Annotated in this window: 16 protein-coding genes; all 16 read right to left on the minus strand. The window is 35.8% G+C overall.

Going from position 1 to position 15,294, the window contains the following annotated elements:
* Positions 1-464: 464 nt before the first annotated feature.
* Positions 465-1,937 carry an Asp-tRNA(Asn)/Glu-tRNA(Gln) amidotransferase subunit GatB gene (gene gatB / locus KJA15_02655; GenBank protein MBZ9572202.1) on the minus strand — a complete coding sequence of 491 codons (1,473 nt, stop codon included), beginning with the start codon at positions 1,935-1,937 and terminating at the stop codon, positions 465-467.
* A 63-nt stretch (positions 1,938-2,000) separates the two neighbouring features.
* A complete protein-coding gene (gene deoC, locus KJA15_02660; protein ID MBZ9572203.1) occupies positions 2,001-2,654 on the minus strand; it encodes a deoxyribose-phosphate aldolase in 654 nt (217 codons plus the stop codon).
* A 7-nt stretch (positions 2,655-2,661) separates the two neighbouring features.
* Positions 2,662-3,288: a dTMP kinase gene (tmk, locus tag KJA15_02665; protein ID MBZ9572204.1), complete on the minus strand. Its 627-nt coding sequence runs from the start codon at positions 3,286-3,288 to the stop codon at positions 2,662-2,664.
* Between the two features lie 78 nt (positions 3,289-3,366).
* Positions 3,367-4,140 (minus strand): hypothetical protein, encoded by a 774-nt coding sequence (locus KJA15_02670; GenBank protein ID MBZ9572205.1) that lies wholly within the window; start codon positions 4,138-4,140, stop codon positions 3,367-3,369.
* Between the two features lie 26 nt (positions 4,141-4,166).
* Complete coding sequence (gene cyaB, locus KJA15_02675) at positions 4,167-4,715, minus strand: class IV adenylate cyclase (protein MBZ9572206.1); 549 nt, start codon at positions 4,713-4,715, stop codon at positions 4,167-4,169.
* Positions 4,716-4,727: 12 nt separating this feature from the next.
* The gene (locus KJA15_02680) at positions 4,728-5,573 is read right to left on the minus strand and encodes a tetrahydromethanopterin S-methyltransferase subunit A (GenBank protein ID MBZ9572207.1); all 846 of its coding nucleotides are present in this window, start codon (positions 5,571-5,573) and stop codon (positions 4,728-4,730) included.
* 5 nt (positions 5,574-5,578) lie between these two features.
* Complete coding sequence (locus tag KJA15_02685) at positions 5,579-6,163, minus strand: dCTP deaminase (GenBank protein ID MBZ9572208.1); 585 nt, start codon at positions 6,161-6,163, stop codon at positions 5,579-5,581.
* Positions 6,164-6,663: 500 nt separating this feature from the next.
* Positions 6,664-7,083: a 50S ribosomal protein L11 gene (rplK, locus tag KJA15_02690; GenBank protein MBZ9572209.1), complete on the minus strand. Its 420-nt coding sequence runs from the start codon at positions 7,081-7,083 to the stop codon at positions 6,664-6,666.
* Positions 7,084-7,086: 3 nt separating this feature from the next.
* Entirely contained in the window at positions 7,087-7,632 is a 546-nt protein-coding gene (gene nusG, locus KJA15_02695; protein ID MBZ9572210.1) for a transcription termination/antitermination protein NusG, read from the minus strand.
* 207 nt (positions 7,633-7,839) lie between these two features.
* Positions 7,840-8,040, minus strand: coding sequence for a preprotein translocase subunit SecE (secE, locus tag KJA15_02700; GenBank protein ID MBZ9572211.1), 201 nt, complete (start codon positions 8,038-8,040; stop codon positions 7,840-7,842).
* Positions 8,041-8,101: 61 nt separating this feature from the next.
* The gene (gene gyrB, locus KJA15_02705; GenBank protein ID MBZ9572212.1) at positions 8,102-10,039 is read right to left on the minus strand and encodes a DNA topoisomerase (ATP-hydrolyzing) subunit B; all 1,938 of its coding nucleotides are present in this window, start codon (positions 10,037-10,039) and stop codon (positions 8,102-8,104) included.
* Between the two features lie 15 nt (positions 10,040-10,054).
* Entirely contained in the window at positions 10,055-12,184 is a 2,130-nt protein-coding gene (pheT, locus tag KJA15_02710) for a phenylalanine--tRNA ligase subunit beta (protein ID MBZ9572213.1), read from the minus strand.
* Between the two features lie 144 nt (positions 12,185-12,328).
* On the minus strand, positions 12,329-13,375 hold the full coding sequence (pheS, locus tag KJA15_02715; GenBank protein MBZ9572214.1) for a phenylalanine--tRNA ligase subunit alpha: 1,047 nt from the start codon (positions 13,373-13,375) through the stop codon (positions 12,329-12,331).
* Positions 13,376-13,455: 80 nt separating this feature from the next.
* Complete coding sequence (locus KJA15_02720) at positions 13,456-13,707, minus strand: hypothetical protein (GenBank protein MBZ9572215.1); 252 nt, start codon at positions 13,705-13,707, stop codon at positions 13,456-13,458.
* A 141-nt stretch (positions 13,708-13,848) separates the two neighbouring features.
* Entirely contained in the window at positions 13,849-14,532 is a 684-nt protein-coding gene (locus tag KJA15_02725) for an orotidine 5'-phosphate decarboxylase (GenBank protein ID MBZ9572216.1), read from the minus strand.
* Positions 14,529-15,278: a hypothetical protein gene (locus KJA15_02730; GenBank protein ID MBZ9572217.1), complete on the minus strand. Its 750-nt coding sequence runs from the start codon at positions 15,276-15,278 to the stop codon at positions 14,529-14,531. Before KJA15_02730 ends, KJA15_02725 begins: the two co-directional genes overlap by 4 nt.
* Positions 15,279-15,294 lie beyond the last annotated feature (16 nt).

Here is a 15,294-nt window from a genome sequence, read left to right on the forward strand (position 1 = left end):
AGATAGATATCTCCCGAGTGCATACCAACAAAGACGGGCTTTCCTTTCTCTTTGTCGAACTCTTAGATTAGACTGTCAAGACTTCCAGTACTTGACAATCCACACAGCTCCTCCAACAGTGACAACTACTATGACTGTTGCTGCAATCATAATACCCCACCCTTGCAGGAACTGCAGGAAAGATCCCACGTCGCTCATGGTAGAACTCACCTCCTTTTTTTGGGTGCTACTATTATAGCAAACACATTTAACTTGTCAAGGGTAAATAGGGGTTTTATTCAAAATAAAAAAGGAAGGTTAAAATCCTTCTTCTTTTTTCAGAGATAGGAGAAAGGAGAGAATCCTTATTCTCCTAAAGATAAGTTTTCAATTCCCCCCCCCAAAGCTGAAAGAAGACGGGAAAACTCCTTTTCTGAAAGAAAAAGGGGAACCTTCCTTAGGGTACTGCTTATATGATAATCTGGTCAAAAAAGCTTGTCAAGGGTTTTAACTAATATCTCTTTAACTATTTTTGGATTGGCTCTTCCTTTAGTTTCTTTTATTGCCTGGCCAATTAAAAATTGGAGGGCCGTTTCTTTTCCTTTTTTGAAATCTTTTACTGCCCTCTCGTTTTTTGAAATAACTTTTTTGACAATTTTTTCAATTTCAACTTCATCTGTAATCAATAAAAGTCTCTTTTCTTCAATGATATGGGAAGGATCAGCTCCAGTCTTAAACATTTCCTCAAGCACTATTTTAGCAATTTTACTTGAAATTTTTCCATCAGCAATCAAAGCAATAAACTCGGCAAAATTCTCCGGGGTAATCAAAAAACCTTCACCAGAAACTGAGGCCCCCTTTAATAGTCCTTGTAAATCAGTAATTAGATAATTTGCGGCTAATTTTATTAATTTTGAAATTTTTTCCGCTGGAAGTCTTGGCCCAAATTCACTTACCACTTTTTCAAAATATTCTCCTAAGTCTTTGTTTTGAACAAAAAACTCAATTTCCAAGTCTTTAAGTTTGTATTCTTCTTTAAACCTTTCTCTCCTCAGCTCTGGAAGTTCGGGAATTTCAGCTTTTATTTTCTCAATCTCTTCTTTTTTAGAATAAAGAGGCGGTAAATCTGGTTCAGGAAAATATCGATAATCATGAGCCTCTTCTTTTTCTCTTTGACCAACAGTTGCCCCTGAAACCTCATTCCAGCCCCTGGTTTCCTGAATAACTTTTTTACCTGCCTTTAAAACTTTTGCCTGTCTTTCAATCTCATAATCAATCGCCTTTTCCACCGCCCGAAAAGAGTTTAAATTTTTAATCTCCACCTTTGTCCCAAGTTTTTTTGGAATTTGGAATTTGGAATTTGGAATTTGGCGGAGAAGTGAGATATTCGCTTCGACGCGGAGTTGGCCTTTTTCCATATCAGCATTAGAAACATTTAAATAACGTAAAATCAACTTTAATTCTTCAGCAAATTTCCTTGCCTCTTTGGCTGATTTCAAATCAGGTTCAGTTACCAACTCCATTAAAGGAATGCCCGCTCGATTGAAATCCACTAAGGAATAATCTTTTTCATGAATTAACTTACCAGTATCTTCTTCTAAATGAACTCTTCTAATTTTAACTTTTTTTTTATTAATTTCTAAAAATCCATTTTTACAAAATGGCATATCGTACTGAGAAATCTGATATCCTTTTGGTAAATCAGGATAAAAATAATTTTTTCGATCAAATTTTGAATATTCAGGAATCTGACAGTTTAGAGCTAGTCCAGTTTTTATTACCTTTTTTACTGCTTCTTGATTTATTGTAGGTAGCGTCCCAGGATGTCCCAAACAAATAGGACAGATATTAACGTTGGGATTTCTTTCCTCTGGATCATTTGGGCAAGAACAAAACATTTTACTCTTTGTATTGAGCTCTACATGAATTTCCAAGCCAATTGTAGGTTGATATGCCATGCTTTCCAATAAGAAATAGTACATAACGCATTTCTCACGACCGTGGGAATTGTGTTATTGTTTTTATTTTTTGACTTCTTTTACTATTTCAACACCTGAAGAGGTGCCAATTATATCAGCTCCAGCCTTAACCATCATCTTTAGATCTCTTAGGGTTCTAATACTACCGGCTGCTTTAATTTCTAGTCCAGGAGCCGATTTTCTCATAATCCTTAAATGCTTGGCTTTTTCTTTTAATTCAAACCTATCTAAGGGGTCTTTTTCGGTTGCTGTTTTAACACAAACGGCGCCAGATTCTTTAACTATTTTGGAGGCTTTTTTAATTTCATCATCGGTCAGGAAACCGGAGCCGATAATTACTTTTGTTGGTAAAATTTTTGAAATTTCTTTTAAGTCTTTTAAAACTTTATTATATTTTCCATATTTTAAATCAACAACATTCATCACCACATCTAATTCATCGGCTCCATCTTTTTTTGCTTTTCCACAAAACTTAACTCTTTTTGAATGAGGAGAAATTCCCATTGGTGGATCAATCAAAACAATAACCTTGATATCAGTGTTCTTTAATTCTTTTTTTACCAATTTCACAAATTTTGGATTCACACAAACTCCTCTAAAACCATATTTTTTAGCCTCTTGGCAGGTCTTTTTTATTTTTTTTGCCGTAGCATTGTGTTTTATGTTGGTATGGTCAATTATTTTTGCAATTTCCATATTTAATTTAGAATCTATATTTTTTTAATAATTCGACTATCTGCTGGGAAACCTCCTTAATTGATTTTTCGCCATCAATAACAACCCACTCACTAAAGACTTGATTTTTTATTAATTTATCATAAAAATTAGTTAATTTTGATAGAAATTTTTTATCGGATTCGTGTCTGTCTAAATTTTTCTTTTCTTTTAATTTCCTTTGGATTGAAGTTTTAACCGAAATTTTAAGATAAATTATTAAATCAGGCCTGGGAAGTTCGAAAATTTTAGCAATCCTCAAGGCCTCTTTTAAAGGAAAACCTTGGGGACATTGATAGGCCAAGGCTGAAGTAAAATATCTATCAGAAATTACAATCCTCCCCTTTCTTTGCCATTTTTCGATTCTATCTTTATCTTTTAGAAAATCAGTAAAATAGAGTAGAAACTGAATTCTTGGAGAAAAATTATGTTTTTTGTGCAAAAACTGATGAATTAATTTTCCAATTGGTCCTTTATAATCAGGATAAAATAATTTTTCAACTTGCTTTTTTTGTTTTTTGAAAAAATTAAATAATAATTTGCTTTGGGTTTCACCTCCTGCCCCATCAACCCCTTCAAAGGCAATGAACTTTCCTGGATAAGGATTTTTTATCATGTTTTAATTATATCTAATTTTTAAAAAAAGAAAAAGCCCGAAATTTAAGGGCTTTTTCAAATACTAAAAATTGGAAAGTTACAAATTAAACTTTTTCTTTACTTCATCATACATATCTTTGTAAATGTGCATGCTAACAGAAAAATGAGTATAAGTCCCTGTCTCAACACCAAGTTCATCTGCTATATATTTTTGGAGAGCAGTAAAGGCATAGGCATTCTCTGGCCAGGCATTATATAAATCATTGGTTTTCATAACAACAAACATATGTAATTTTCCATCCACTAATTGAGGATAAAATAAAAGTACGCAGGGAGACGAAGAAGCTTCTCTTTTTGGTCCAAATTTCATTAAATCCCTAAAAGGAATCCAGGTGTGCATCACCACTGTTCGCCGAGTAGGATCTTTCTTTAAAATTTTAATTGCTTTTTCTACCTGATCAATTCTCCGAACCACACATTTTCCTTCAGGGGAAATTTTCTTAACGGCCCCTAATAATTCTTTTTCAGAATCAGTTACGCTTGGCAACCAAGCTCTTACTTTACAATCTGGATAACAGCGGAGCCTTGAATAATAAGTATAATCAAAGCTATTTTCTTTTTCTTTGCCTGAGCCATGGAGGAACTTTTTAACATAATCATCAGCTAATTCTCGGGTAGTATTTGCCTTAGGGCTCAATCTTGGTTCCAAAAATGGATTAGAAACTTTAATTATTAAAGGAAGGTCTTTTGTCTCTATTTGATATTCGGGCGCCTGAACGAAACGCCTGTGACCTTCTTTCATCATTAAAATACAGGCCTTTTCCCAGGCCTCGCCTAAAGTTTTAGCTGTAACTGCTCTTGTCTCGTACATGGATTAGAAAACGATTTAATGATATTTTATTTTTGACCGTTAAATCTCATACCTTGAGCCTCAAAGATAATCTCTGGATATCCCCGGCGCTCTAATTGATTTTCAGAGATGCCTAATTTAAAAAGTAATTGTTTAATTTTTTCCTGAGCTTTTCTTCCATCATCGTCAATTAGTTCTACTTCAATATATGAACCCAGTTCTTTTATATTATCAAGATTGAAATTAAATTCGTCTAATTTTCCAGGCGTTCTTTCTTTTGTTAAAGTCAGCGCTTTTATAAAACCTATTTTTTCAAGAATTTTTTTTGCTTCTTTAACATTATCAATCTTTAATTCGTATTCTTCCCAAACGCCTCGTCTTTCAGTTAAAGCTTTAAAGGTCAGGAATTTTCCTTTGTCAGAATCCCTTATCCTTAAAATATAGGAACCCGGTCCCTGATCAGTCCCCTCTTCTCCTTTCTTTTTATATATAACATCGAATTGCCTTCTTTGAGTTCCTAATGTAGCTCCTAAATTAATAAGTTTTTTCTTGAGATTTGTTAAATTTTCAATTTTTGCTCTTATTTCAATCTCCATTTTTATTACTCACTAGTCGAACCAGTCATTTTCATCGATTGATTCTTTTTTTTCGTCTTTTTTCAGATTTAACTCGCTGTCTTGTTCATAATCTAATCTATTTTTCAGGGCAAATTCGGCTTTTTGCAGTTCCCGAGCCAAATACATTGAATGTTCCAAGGTCTGCTCAAAATCACCAATTAAATTGAGTTTGGCGATAGTTTTTGAAATCTCTTCAGCTGAATTCCCGATTATTTTTTTTGTTAATTTATTATTTTGGAAATACTCAACTATTATTTTATTTCTATGGGGATTGATTGAGATGACAAAAAATCCTTTAGGGTCAGGTATCCATTTAGGAAAAGTTTTGGCCTCTATTTCTTCTATTTCCTCAATCTTCATTGCCTTTCCAGTAAAAATGCCAGGGTTTTTTCTTAAACAATTCTCAACGACTCTCATTATTTTTTTAGGATTTTCTTCACCACTTAAATCTATTATTTCTATTTGTTGGCGAAATCTTTCGATTTGGCCCTCATCAATTCCCTTCAAAAACGGGGTATTCCCTTTTGCTCCAATAATTCTTTTTTCTTTATCTATCCCGTTTTTTTTTAAGGAAATAATTGCCTGATCGACAAAATGACCTTTAGAAACCTTTCCACAAAGAATTAAAAATCGGATATTTGGATTTGAGATAATGTTTTGAATAATCTTTTCAATGCCAATATTTTCAGTTACGCACTTTCCACAAATTGCTATTTTTTCCATATCTAACTCAATTCCTTCAACCGTGGCATTAGTGCAAACAGCTACTGGAGATTTTTTATTCCCATTTTTATACCTCCCTCCTACTGGTGGCCAATTTTCAAGATTAATTTCCATCTATTTTAACTTTTCTTCTTATTAAATTCTTGAGTTATCTTGCTGGCCTGAGGAAATTTCTGTTTTCCATATTTTTGGCCTTTCTTTTTCAGATAGGGAACCTCACAGGGGCTGGACAGTTTTTCAAAAGTTAAAGCACAAATTCGCATCCCAGAATATAAAACAACCGGCATAATTCCCATATTTCCCAATTCCATTACTGCTCTTCCCTGCCAACCCGGATCAAATCTGGCGGCAGTGGAATGAACTACTACTCCCAGCCTCCCCAAAGAACTTCTTCCATCAAGTCGGGCCATTATATCATCAGGTAAGGTGAATTCTTCCTTGGTTGTTGCTAAAATAAATTCTTTTGGCTGTAAAATAAAGGGAGCTCCATCCTCTACCCTTATTTTTTCCATTAAGTCCTCGAAATTGATATTTCTTTTGAGATCTAAATAAGGATATTGAGAAGGTTTAAAAGCTTTAAAAGTATTTCCTAAATGTAAATCTAGCGAGCAAGGCCCTAATTGTTCTTTAAAATTTGGCTTAGGTTTAATCTTAATTTTCCCTTCTTTAATATATTTTTTTATTTCTTTATCTGAAAGAACCATAGTGGTAATACAAAGCGAGGTCGCGGCACGCGACAATTGCCTTCGGCAATTGCGCTAACACCGCTCTTTAAAAACCCTAGGACGGGAGTTTCCGCTTCGCGGAGAACTCTCGCGTCCCTTCGGTTTTTAATATTTTCCTATACGGGGAAACCGAATGGTTTCCCAGATGGGGCTTTCCGACTCAACCCGCTTCGCAGGTTTCGCGGAGAAGCCTCGCATCTTGACCGACCCCTTTCCGATATGGGGCGTTATCATTCGATCGTAATTCCCATATTTTGTCGCTCCGCTTCCTCTCACTCCGTTCGAGCACTCTCCCCCACCAAAATTTGGTGAGGGCTCGTTTCGCTCCGCTCCTAAGAAACCTTCGGTTTCTTACGTCGCTCATTTCATTCGCTCCTATTTTTCCACGACGGGAGGATACCCAATCCGAGGGGCTCGCTGAAAGCGGGAGGGTGGAGGGAGGGTTGGAGTCCCGACCCCTCCTTTGAAAAATATAGAAATTACTCGATCGTAATTCCCATATTTTTTGCGGTTCCCTCTATTATTTTCACAGCTTTTTCAATGTCAGAAGTATTTAAATCTTCCATTTTCTTTTGGGCAATCTCTCTGATTTGGGCCTTGGTAATTTTGCCTACCTTGGTTCTATTTGGCTCGCCAGATCCTTTTTCAATTCCAGCCGCTTTTTTTAAAAGCTCAGAGGTTGGTGGAGTTTTTAATTTAAAATCATAAGTCTTGTCTTTAAAAACCTTGATTTCAACAGGTATTGTAAAGCCTGTTTGATTTTTAGTTGCTTCATTAAATTTCGAACAAAATTCACCAATATTTAAGCCGTGGGGGGCTAAGGTTGGACCAACTGGTGGGGCTGGTGTGGCCTGGCCAGCTGGAATTTGGAGTTTAATTGTAGCCTTTATCTTTTTCATAACTTATATCTTCTTAATCTGCAAGGAGTCTAATTCGACTGGGGTATCTCTACCAAACATATTAACCAGAACCTTGACTTTACCGCGTTCTTTGTCAATTTCAGAAATCTTACCATCGAAATCCTTAAATGGACCATCAATAATCTTTACCGAATCCCCAATCTTAACATCAATTTTATATTGAGGAACTTCCACTCCCATTCTTTTTTTCAAAATCTCAACCTCAGTATTCGATATTGGAACGGGAGTAGTTCCGGCACCAACAAAGCCGGTAACATTTGGGGTATTTCTAACCACATACCAAGAATCATCAGTAACAATCATTTCAACTAAAACATAGCCTGGATAAATTTTCTCTTCTGTTATCCTTCTTTTCCCATCTTTTATTTTAATCTTTTTTTCCTTCGGAACCAGAACACTAAAAATTTTATCTTCCATGCCAAGAGACTCAATCCTTTGTTTCAGATTTTTAGCAACTGCATCTTCATAGCCAGAGTAGGTATGTAAAACATACCAATTTCTTTTTTGTGGTAATCTTTGTTTTGGCATATTTATATGGCAAAATCAGAAAGGGGGCGGGAAAACTGGGTGTAGGGGCTCGCGAAGCGGGAGGGTGGCGGGTGGGTGGAGTCCCGTAGCGGAAAGATTAAAACCGAGGGGTTTTAAGGAGCGGTGTTAGCGCGATTGCCGAAGGCAATCGTCGCGTGCCGCGACGTTTTGGCATAGTGGTATTACAAACCCCCTTCTGATATGGGTTTATAAAAAAAATTTATTTAGCAGTCTGGTGAATATAAAATCCAAACTTCCTAAAAATATAGCCACCACTATAGAAACCCCAATAACAATTAAGGTGTTCCTTATGGTCTCTCGTCTGGTTGGCCAGTTAATTTTCTTCATCTCCAACCTAACTTCTTTTAGGAAAGTAATAATTTTTTTAGGAAATTTATTAATTTTCATTTAAAATTTTGGTTTTTTAAAATGGCCTCTAGGCCATTATTTTATCTTAGCCAAAGAGAATTTAGATGTCAAGATTCTTTACCTTCTTAGCGTGGGTTTGAATAAATCTCTTTCTTGGCAATACTTCCTTTCCCATTAGAGTATCGAAAATTTGATCTGCTTTTTTAGCATTTTCGATATCAATTTTTAATAGAACCCGATTTTCTGGATTCATAGTTGTTTCCCAAAGTTGATCAGGATTCATCTCTCCTAAGCCTTTATAACGCTGAATAGAAATATTTTTCTCTTTTTTCTTTTTCAGAGAATCTAAAATTTCCGCTTTGTCAGATTCGGTATAAGCATACTCAATCCTTTTTCCCGATTGGATTCGATAAAGTGGTGGTTGGGCAATATAGAGATAATCATTTTCAATTATTGGTTTAAAATAACGATAAAAAAGAGTCAAAAGCAAAGTTCTAATATGGTTCCCATCTGTATCAGCATCACAGGCTATGATAACACGATGATATCTTAATTTATCCAAATTAAAATCTTCAGCAATGGCTGTCCCCAAAGCAATAATCAAAGATTTAATTTCTTTTGAGGCTAAGATTTTATCTAGCCTCGCCCGCTCAACATTCAGAATTTTGCCTCGGAGGGGTAAAATCGCCTGAAATCTTCGGTCTCGAGCCGATTTACAACTACCTCCAGCTGATGTCCCTTCTACAATATAGAGTTCTGATTCCTCAGGCTTTCTTGAAGCACAATCGGCTAATTTCCCTGGCAAGGCTAATCCTTCTAAAATCCCTTTTTTAAAAACCGTTTCTCTAGCCGCTTTGGCTGCCTTTCTGGCTTTTTGAGCCAAAATACAATTTTCAATAATAGCTCTAGTATCTGAAGGATTTCTTTCTAGAAAATCAGCCAAAGTTTCAGAAATAACCTGCTCTACAGCGACTTTTGCTTCTTGGTTTCCTAATTTCCTCTTGGTCTGACCTTCAAATTGGGGTTCTTTTATTTTGATTGAAACCACTCCAGTTAATCCTTCTCTCATATCTTGACCTGATAAATTTTCATCAGTTTCTTTCAAAAATCCAACCTTCCTTGCATAGTCATTAAAAGTTCTAGTTAAGGCAGTTCTAAAACCTGTTAGATGGGTACCCCCTTCTTTTGTGAAGACATTATTGGCAAAACTTTCTTCATAACATTCGTATTCCTTAGTATACTGGAGAGCCACTTCAACTATTATTCCATTTCGTTCCCCTTGGCCATAAAAAATATTAGGATGCCGGGGAATTGCTCCTCGAATTAAGTGCTTGATATAGGAAACAAGGCCTCCTTCAAAATAAAAAGCATATATCTTTTTATCGCCATTTCTTAAATCGGAGAAGATTATTTTTACTCCCTTATTTAAATAGGATTGTTGGCGGAGATAATTTAAAATTTTTTCTCGATTAAACTTTATTTCTCTAAAAATTTCTGGATCTGGTTCAAAAACTACACTGGTACCAGCCTGACGGCATTTACCTATTTTTTTTACTTTAGTTTTAGGTTTCCCTTTTAAGTATTCCTGGAAATATTTTTTTCCATCCCGACAAACCTCAACTCTCATAAATTTAGATAGGGCGCAAACTGCCGAGACTCCAACTCCATGTAAACCACCGGTAGAAGCATAAATCTTTCCACCAAACTTAGCCCCGGCATGCAAAAAAGTCATTACTGTTTCCAAGGCTGATTTCTTTGTCTGGGGATGAATTTCCACCGGAATTCCCCGCCCATCATCATCAACTCGAACTCGATTTTTAGGTAAGAGAGAAATTTTAATTTCATTACAATAACCCATTATTGCTTCATCAATTGAATTTCCAACCACCTCATAAATCAAATGGTGCAGCCCTTCCAGTCCAGTTGTACCAATATACATTGCTGGTCTTTTTCGGACCGGCTCTAAACCTCTCAAAACATAAATATCTTTGGCCTTGTAACTTTTGCTTTTTTTAGTTTTTTTTGATTTTCGTACCATAGTTTTTGGTTTTATCTATTTTCTAACTTCCCACCCTGACTCTTTTTCTAAGGCCCCAATTATTCTTTTTTGAATTTCATCAATTTCTTTGGAGTCTAAAGTCCGATCTGAGGCCTGATAAATTATATGGAAAGCTAAATTCTTTTTACCCGAGGGAATCTCCTCTCCTTCATAAATATCGAAAAGGTCAATATCTCTAATTAAAGGACCACCAGTTGATTCAATTTTATTTAAAACTTCCTCAACTAAAATACCCTGGGGAACTAAAACAGATATATCTCTAACCGCTGCTGGATAAGGAGAAATTGGTCGATACTCTTGTTCTTCTGAAGAAATCGTTTGTAATTTCTCAAAATCAAGATCAAAAACAACTACCCTTGTATTAATTTTAAAATCTTCTAAAATCTTAGGAGAAATCTCGCCTAAAAATCCTATTTCTTCTCCATCTACTTTAATTTCAGCACATTTTTTAGGTTGCCAAATAGCTAATTTACTTTCTTCGGGAGTAGGCCGATAAGAATCGTACCAAATATTTGAAATCCCAAGTTTATTTAATAATAAATCTAAAATTCCTTTTAGATAGTAAAATTCATCAGCTCCTGAACTAACCTCCTTTTTGGCTAGCAGTGCAGTTAACATTTTTTTTTCTACTTTTGACCTTTGAAATATTTTTCCTAACTCAAAAATTCTAATTTTTTTTTGGTATTTAAAATTTTTTTGAAGATTTTTTAGAAAATTAGGAATTAAGCTCGGCCGTAAATATCTCTGCTCAATACTCACTGGATTTTCTATTTCTATTAAATCTCTGATTTTGTAGCCAAAAGCTTCTCTGTCTCTTTCGCTAACAAAAGAATAATTATAAACCTCTGAAAAGCCAAATTCCTTCAAAATATTTTTTGTCAGGCTCTCCCAAAAAATCTCAATATTTCTTTTTGGAGGAACTAAAACTCCGATTGGAAAAGTGGCAGGAACTTCTTGATATCCATAAACTCTGGCAATTTCTTCAATTAAATCTTCGCTTATCGAAATATCCAAACGAAAAGTAGGAATTTTGACTTTTAAAACCTGATGTTTTGAGTCCAGAACTTTGAATTCTAGATTTTTCAAAATTTTTAAAATTTTATTTTTCGGAATCTCTATCCCCAGTAGACTTTTTAAATAATTCAAATTCAATTTTATTATTTTTGGTAAAATTTTTCGGGGATATTTATCAATTAGACCTTGAGAAACTATGCCGCCAGCAATTTTTTGAATTAAAAAAGCGGCTCGATTAATTGCCATTTCAGTCAAATTTGGATCAATTCCATGCTCAAAGCGCCAGGAGGCATCAGTTTTCAGGCTTAATTTTTTTGAACCCTTGCGGATAACTCGAGGGTTAAAATTAGCCGATTCAAGAACCACAATTTTTGTTTTTTTATCGATTTCAGGCATTATTCCTCCCTTAATTCCAGCAATAGCTATTGGTTTTCTGGCATCGGCGATTACCAGAATATCTGGATTTAAATCGTATCTTTCTTCATCTAAAGTAACAATTCTCTCTCTTTTTTTTGCAAACCTAACAATAATTTTTTTGCCTTCCAGTTTCTCACCATCAAAGGCGTGAAGGGGCTGGCCAGTTTCTAACATCACAAAATTGGCAATATCGACAATATTGTTAATTGGTTTAATCCCACAAACTTTTAATCTTTGCCTTAACCATTTTGGAGAAGAAGCCACTTTAACACCACTGACTACTCTGGCAGTATAACGAGGACAGGCCATTTTATTCTTAACTTCTACTCTAACAAAATCTTTAGCTTTATGTTGTTTATTTTCCTTAAATTTGAAATTTGGACTCCAACCCTTCCAAGGACGGGGCGTTTCGCTTCGCGAAAGCGCCTCGCGTCCCGACCACCCTCCCGCCTTTGCGGGCCCCATTTTTAATTTAGAATTTAAGAGTACAGAGCACTCACGAGCTACTCCAATATGAGAGAAACAATCTGGTCCCCTATTCGGCAAAACATCAATATCTAAAGTAAAATCTTTTCCTACTTTCTTTAATTCTGAAACTTCAAAAGAATGCATAGTTAAAAGCTCAGCCAATTTTTCTGGTTTTGGTAATCGTTTCTCAAAAAAAGATTGTAACCAATTATATGAAAATATCATAAGTGAGGAAATTGACTTTTAGGAGCATCCGCAGCCGAGCAAGCATGGTGTCGCCGAGGGCGACGAGCGAGGCGAGGATCTGAGCGAGTAAGTCTCGCTGGGACTTACGAGCGTATCCTAAAAGTCACATTTCCGAACGTTAATTTAAAACTGTTGCAAAAATCTTAAGTCCCCCGAATAAAAAAGCCTTATATCTTTAATTTTGTATTTCATCATCGCTAATCTGTCCATCCCCATTCCAAAGGCAAATCCTTGCCAATTTTTGGGATTCAAACCCGAATTTTTTAAAACATTGGGGTGAACCATTCCTGCCCCCATCATTTCTAACCAGCCGGTTTTTTGACATGTTGAACAGCCCTTTCCTCCACAAACTAAACAAACCATATCGACTTCAAAAGAAGGTTCGGTAAATGGAAAATAACTTGGCCTTAATCTGATTTTAACTGGCTTTTTGAAAAATCTTCTGAAAAACTCCTGAATAATTGCTTTGAAATTAGCTGCCGAAACAGTTTTATCAACCATTAACCCCTCGACGTGATAAAAATTAATTTCATGAGAGGCATCAGTGGCTTCGTGACGAAAAATTCGACCAGGAACAATAATCCTTAAAGGAGGACTATTTTTCTCCATGAAACGTACCTGAACTGGTGAGGTGTGGGTACGCAGTAATAATTTTTGATTTTTGGTTTTTGATTTTTGACTTTTTGGCTTTAGCCAAAGAGTATCCCAGAAATCCCTAGCTGGATGGTCCTTAGGAACATTTAAGGCATCAAAATTATACCACTCATTTTCGATTTCTGGTCCTTCAATAACTGAAAATCCCATTGATTGAAAAATTTCTTCAATCTTCCTCTGGACTTGAGTTAAAGGATGTAAATGACCAAGGAGGACTTTTTTGCCAGGGGCAGTTACATCAATCCTTTCTCTCTTGAAAATCTCGATTCTAGCTTTTTCTTTTAATTTTCCGGCCTTTTCTTTTAATTCCTTTTCAATGAATTTTTTCAATAAATTTGCCCTTTTCCCAATGGTTTTTCTTTTTTCTTTTGGCAAGTCTTTTAAACCCTTTAATAAAAGACTGATTTCTCCTCGTTTACCTAAATATTTTCTAAAAATTTGGTCTAATTTTCTTAAATCTTTAGCCTTTTTTATCTCTTTTTTAACCTCTTTTTTAAGAGGAATTAGTCTCTTCATATATTCTATTTTAACTTATTTTTTATCATTTTGCAATAAAAAAACCCACAAAAATTAAGTGGGCCTAGTGGAAATTGTGTTTATTTAAGTAAATTTTGAATCTGCTCAAAGGCTTCTATGAATTTTAGTCCTTTTCTAGTAGTTTTCCAATGCTCTTTTTTTTCAACTATCAGTCCTCTTTCTTTGAGAAAATCAAGGTAGCTATTTAGCAGGTCAAAGGGCAGATTTGCGTTATGCATAATATGAGTTTTACGAGTAGGTCTCTTACATACTATCAGTATGTCAAATCTAATCCTGAGTTTACTACGACGTTTGCGCTGAGAGGAACTCATCTTTTTATTCACCTTTTAAAGAGCCAAATCTCCTAACTTTTTTTCTACCAGATTTTAAAAAAATTGTCAATATTTTAAATAAAAAACCCACAAAAAAGTGGGCTATGGAGCTTTCTAGACCGTTACTTTAGTGAGATATTGCTATTCCATCTCTACTAATATCTTTTCAAGAGACTCGGAAGGGTTCTTTGTCTTTGTAATGGGAATTCCAACCACTATTATATCTGCGCCGTTACGAATGGCTTCCCCTGGAGTGACTATTTGCTTGTGTCTTGTATCCTCGTACCATTCGGGTCGAATTCCCGGTACTGTCTTTATTATTTCAAGATCCCGAACTATCTCTAAAGTAGTACCAGGCAGGATTATTCCATGACAACCAACTTTAATAGCGACTTCGGCAAAGTGTCTTACTGTTCCTCCAAAAGAGCGGTAAAAGTGTTCCTGGCAATAACCCTCGGTATAGTGAGTTAACACTGTAAGAGCAAGGACTTTGGTTTTACTCCCTTCAACTATTTGGATAGCTTCTGGAAGTAGATCATCGGCCAGGGCATAGACATTTAGATAATCTACGCCCATATTTACTAAATTCTCTATAACTGAAGTCATTGTTCTTCTACCGTTCCACATTTTTAAATCGGTAAAGACCGGCCTTCCGAATTGTTGCACATTTTCGAGTGCATCTTCTACGCCTCTCTTTAGTAGATAATCCAGATTGACTTTAAAGCCGAAGTTCCCTTTTATCTCCGAGAGCTGCTCAGCTATCTCTAAAGTTTCTCTTTCTCGTTTAGTTAAACCATCTAAAGCGACGAAAAGGAGGGGTTTCATCTTGTTCCCCCTTCTTTGACTGGTTTTAGTCCTCTTTTTACCTGCCAACCTAATGGATCTGCTAGGAACTCTCGATAGCCATCGATGGCTTTCTGAGGGCCTGTATGGTGTTTCTCTGCCACTTCTAAAAGTTCTGGCAAAGTTAAAAGATATATCATTTCAATCTCATGTTCTTCCAGGGCCTTAATCGCCACTGGGTTGTCATAGAAAAGAATAGTTGCAGCATGGGTGGCTTTATAGCCTTTTCCTCTTAATGCAATGACACCATTACGGGTTGTCTCGGCGAAATTAACCAATTCTTCTATTACTAATCCATTGGCACCAGGTCTAATCTCTGGATTATTAGCAATTCCAGTAATTAGTTCTTTTTGGCCACCTTTTTTTCTGAGCCCCCGAATATATACAAAAGGCATTGTTTTTCCTGAAATTTTTTCTAGTTCTTCACTAAGCAACCATCCAGGAATCATTCCCCCGGTAACATTGCCAGCAACGAAATCTATGTCTATGGAAGATAAAATGAAATCTACCCGAGGAACTCTCTCTGCAACTCGAAGAGCTAATTGGTGGGTAAGAGTTTTCATTATTCTCTTTCGGCCCACTAGACCTTTAATAGAGATATAGCCAGGGCCCCAGTTTCCGGAAGCGTATAAGAAAGGCTCCTCGCCAGCATCGACATCTCTAATTTCCACTGCTTTTGCCTTCAAGATCATCAAAGCAACCTCTTCTATACTTATTTTCTTTTCCATAATCTCAATCCTCCTA

It is taken from the genome of Patescibacteria group bacterium (assembly GCA_020148145.1).
GTDB lineage: Bacteria > Patescibacteriota > Minisyncoccia > Minisyncoccales > JAHCRE01 > JAHCRE01.

Bases quoted from the DNA above. Each gene is read 5' to 3' on its own strand.
- tmk (MBZ9572204.1), bottom strand. From the start codon at position 3,288: ATGATAAAAAATCCTTATCCAGGAAAGTTCATTGCCTTTGAAGGGGTT.
- rplK (MBZ9572209.1), bottom strand. From the start codon at position 7,083: ATGAAAAAGATAAAGGCTACAATTAAACTCCAAATTCCAGCTGGCCAG.
- gatB (MBZ9572202.1), bottom strand. From the start codon at position 1,937: ATGGCATATCAACCTACAATTGGCTTGGAAATTCATGTAGAGCTCAAT.
- KJA15_02725 (MBZ9572216.1), bottom strand. From the start codon at position 14,532: ATGAAACCCCTCCTTTTCGTCGCTTTAGATGGTTTAACTAAACGAGAA.
- KJA15_02670 (MBZ9572205.1), bottom strand. From the start codon at position 4,140: ATGTACGAGACAAGAGCAGTTACAGCTAAAACTTTAGGCGAGGCCTGG.
- secE (MBZ9572211.1), bottom strand. From the start codon at position 8,040: ATGAAAATTAATAAATTTCCTAAAAAAATTATTACTTTCCTAAAAGAA.
- pheS (MBZ9572214.1), bottom strand. From the start codon at position 13,375: ATGAAGAGACTAATTCCTCTTAAAAAAGAGGTTAAAAAAGAGATAAAA.
- deoC (MBZ9572203.1), bottom strand. From the start codon at position 2,654: ATGGAAATTGCAAAAATAATTGACCATACCAACATAAAACACAATGCT.
- cyaB (MBZ9572206.1), bottom strand. From the start codon at position 4,715: ATGGAGATTGAAATAAGAGCAAAAATTGAAAATTTAACAAATCTCAAG.
- KJA15_02685 (MBZ9572208.1), bottom strand. From the start codon at position 6,163: ATGGTTCTTTCAGATAAAGAAATAAAAAAATATATTAAAGAAGGGAAA.
- gyrB (MBZ9572212.1), bottom strand. From the start codon at position 10,039: ATGGTACGAAAATCAAAAAAAACTAAAAAAAGCAAAAGTTACAAGGCC.
- pheT (MBZ9572213.1), bottom strand. From the start codon at position 12,184: ATGATATTTTCATATAATTGGTTACAATCTTTTTTTGAGAAACGATTA.
- KJA15_02720 (MBZ9572215.1), bottom strand. From the start codon at position 13,707: ATGAGTTCCTCTCAGCGCAAACGTCGTAGTAAACTCAGGATTAGATTT.
- KJA15_02730 (MBZ9572217.1), bottom strand. From the start codon at position 15,278: ATGGAAAAGAAAATAAGTATAGAAGAGGTTGCTTTGATGATCTTGAAG.
- KJA15_02680 (MBZ9572207.1), bottom strand. From the start codon at position 5,573: ATGGAAATTAATCTTGAAAATTGGCCACCAGTAGGAGGGAGGTATAAA.
- nusG (MBZ9572210.1), bottom strand. From the start codon at position 7,632: ATGCCAAAACAAAGATTACCACAAAAAAGAAATTGGTATGTTTTACAT.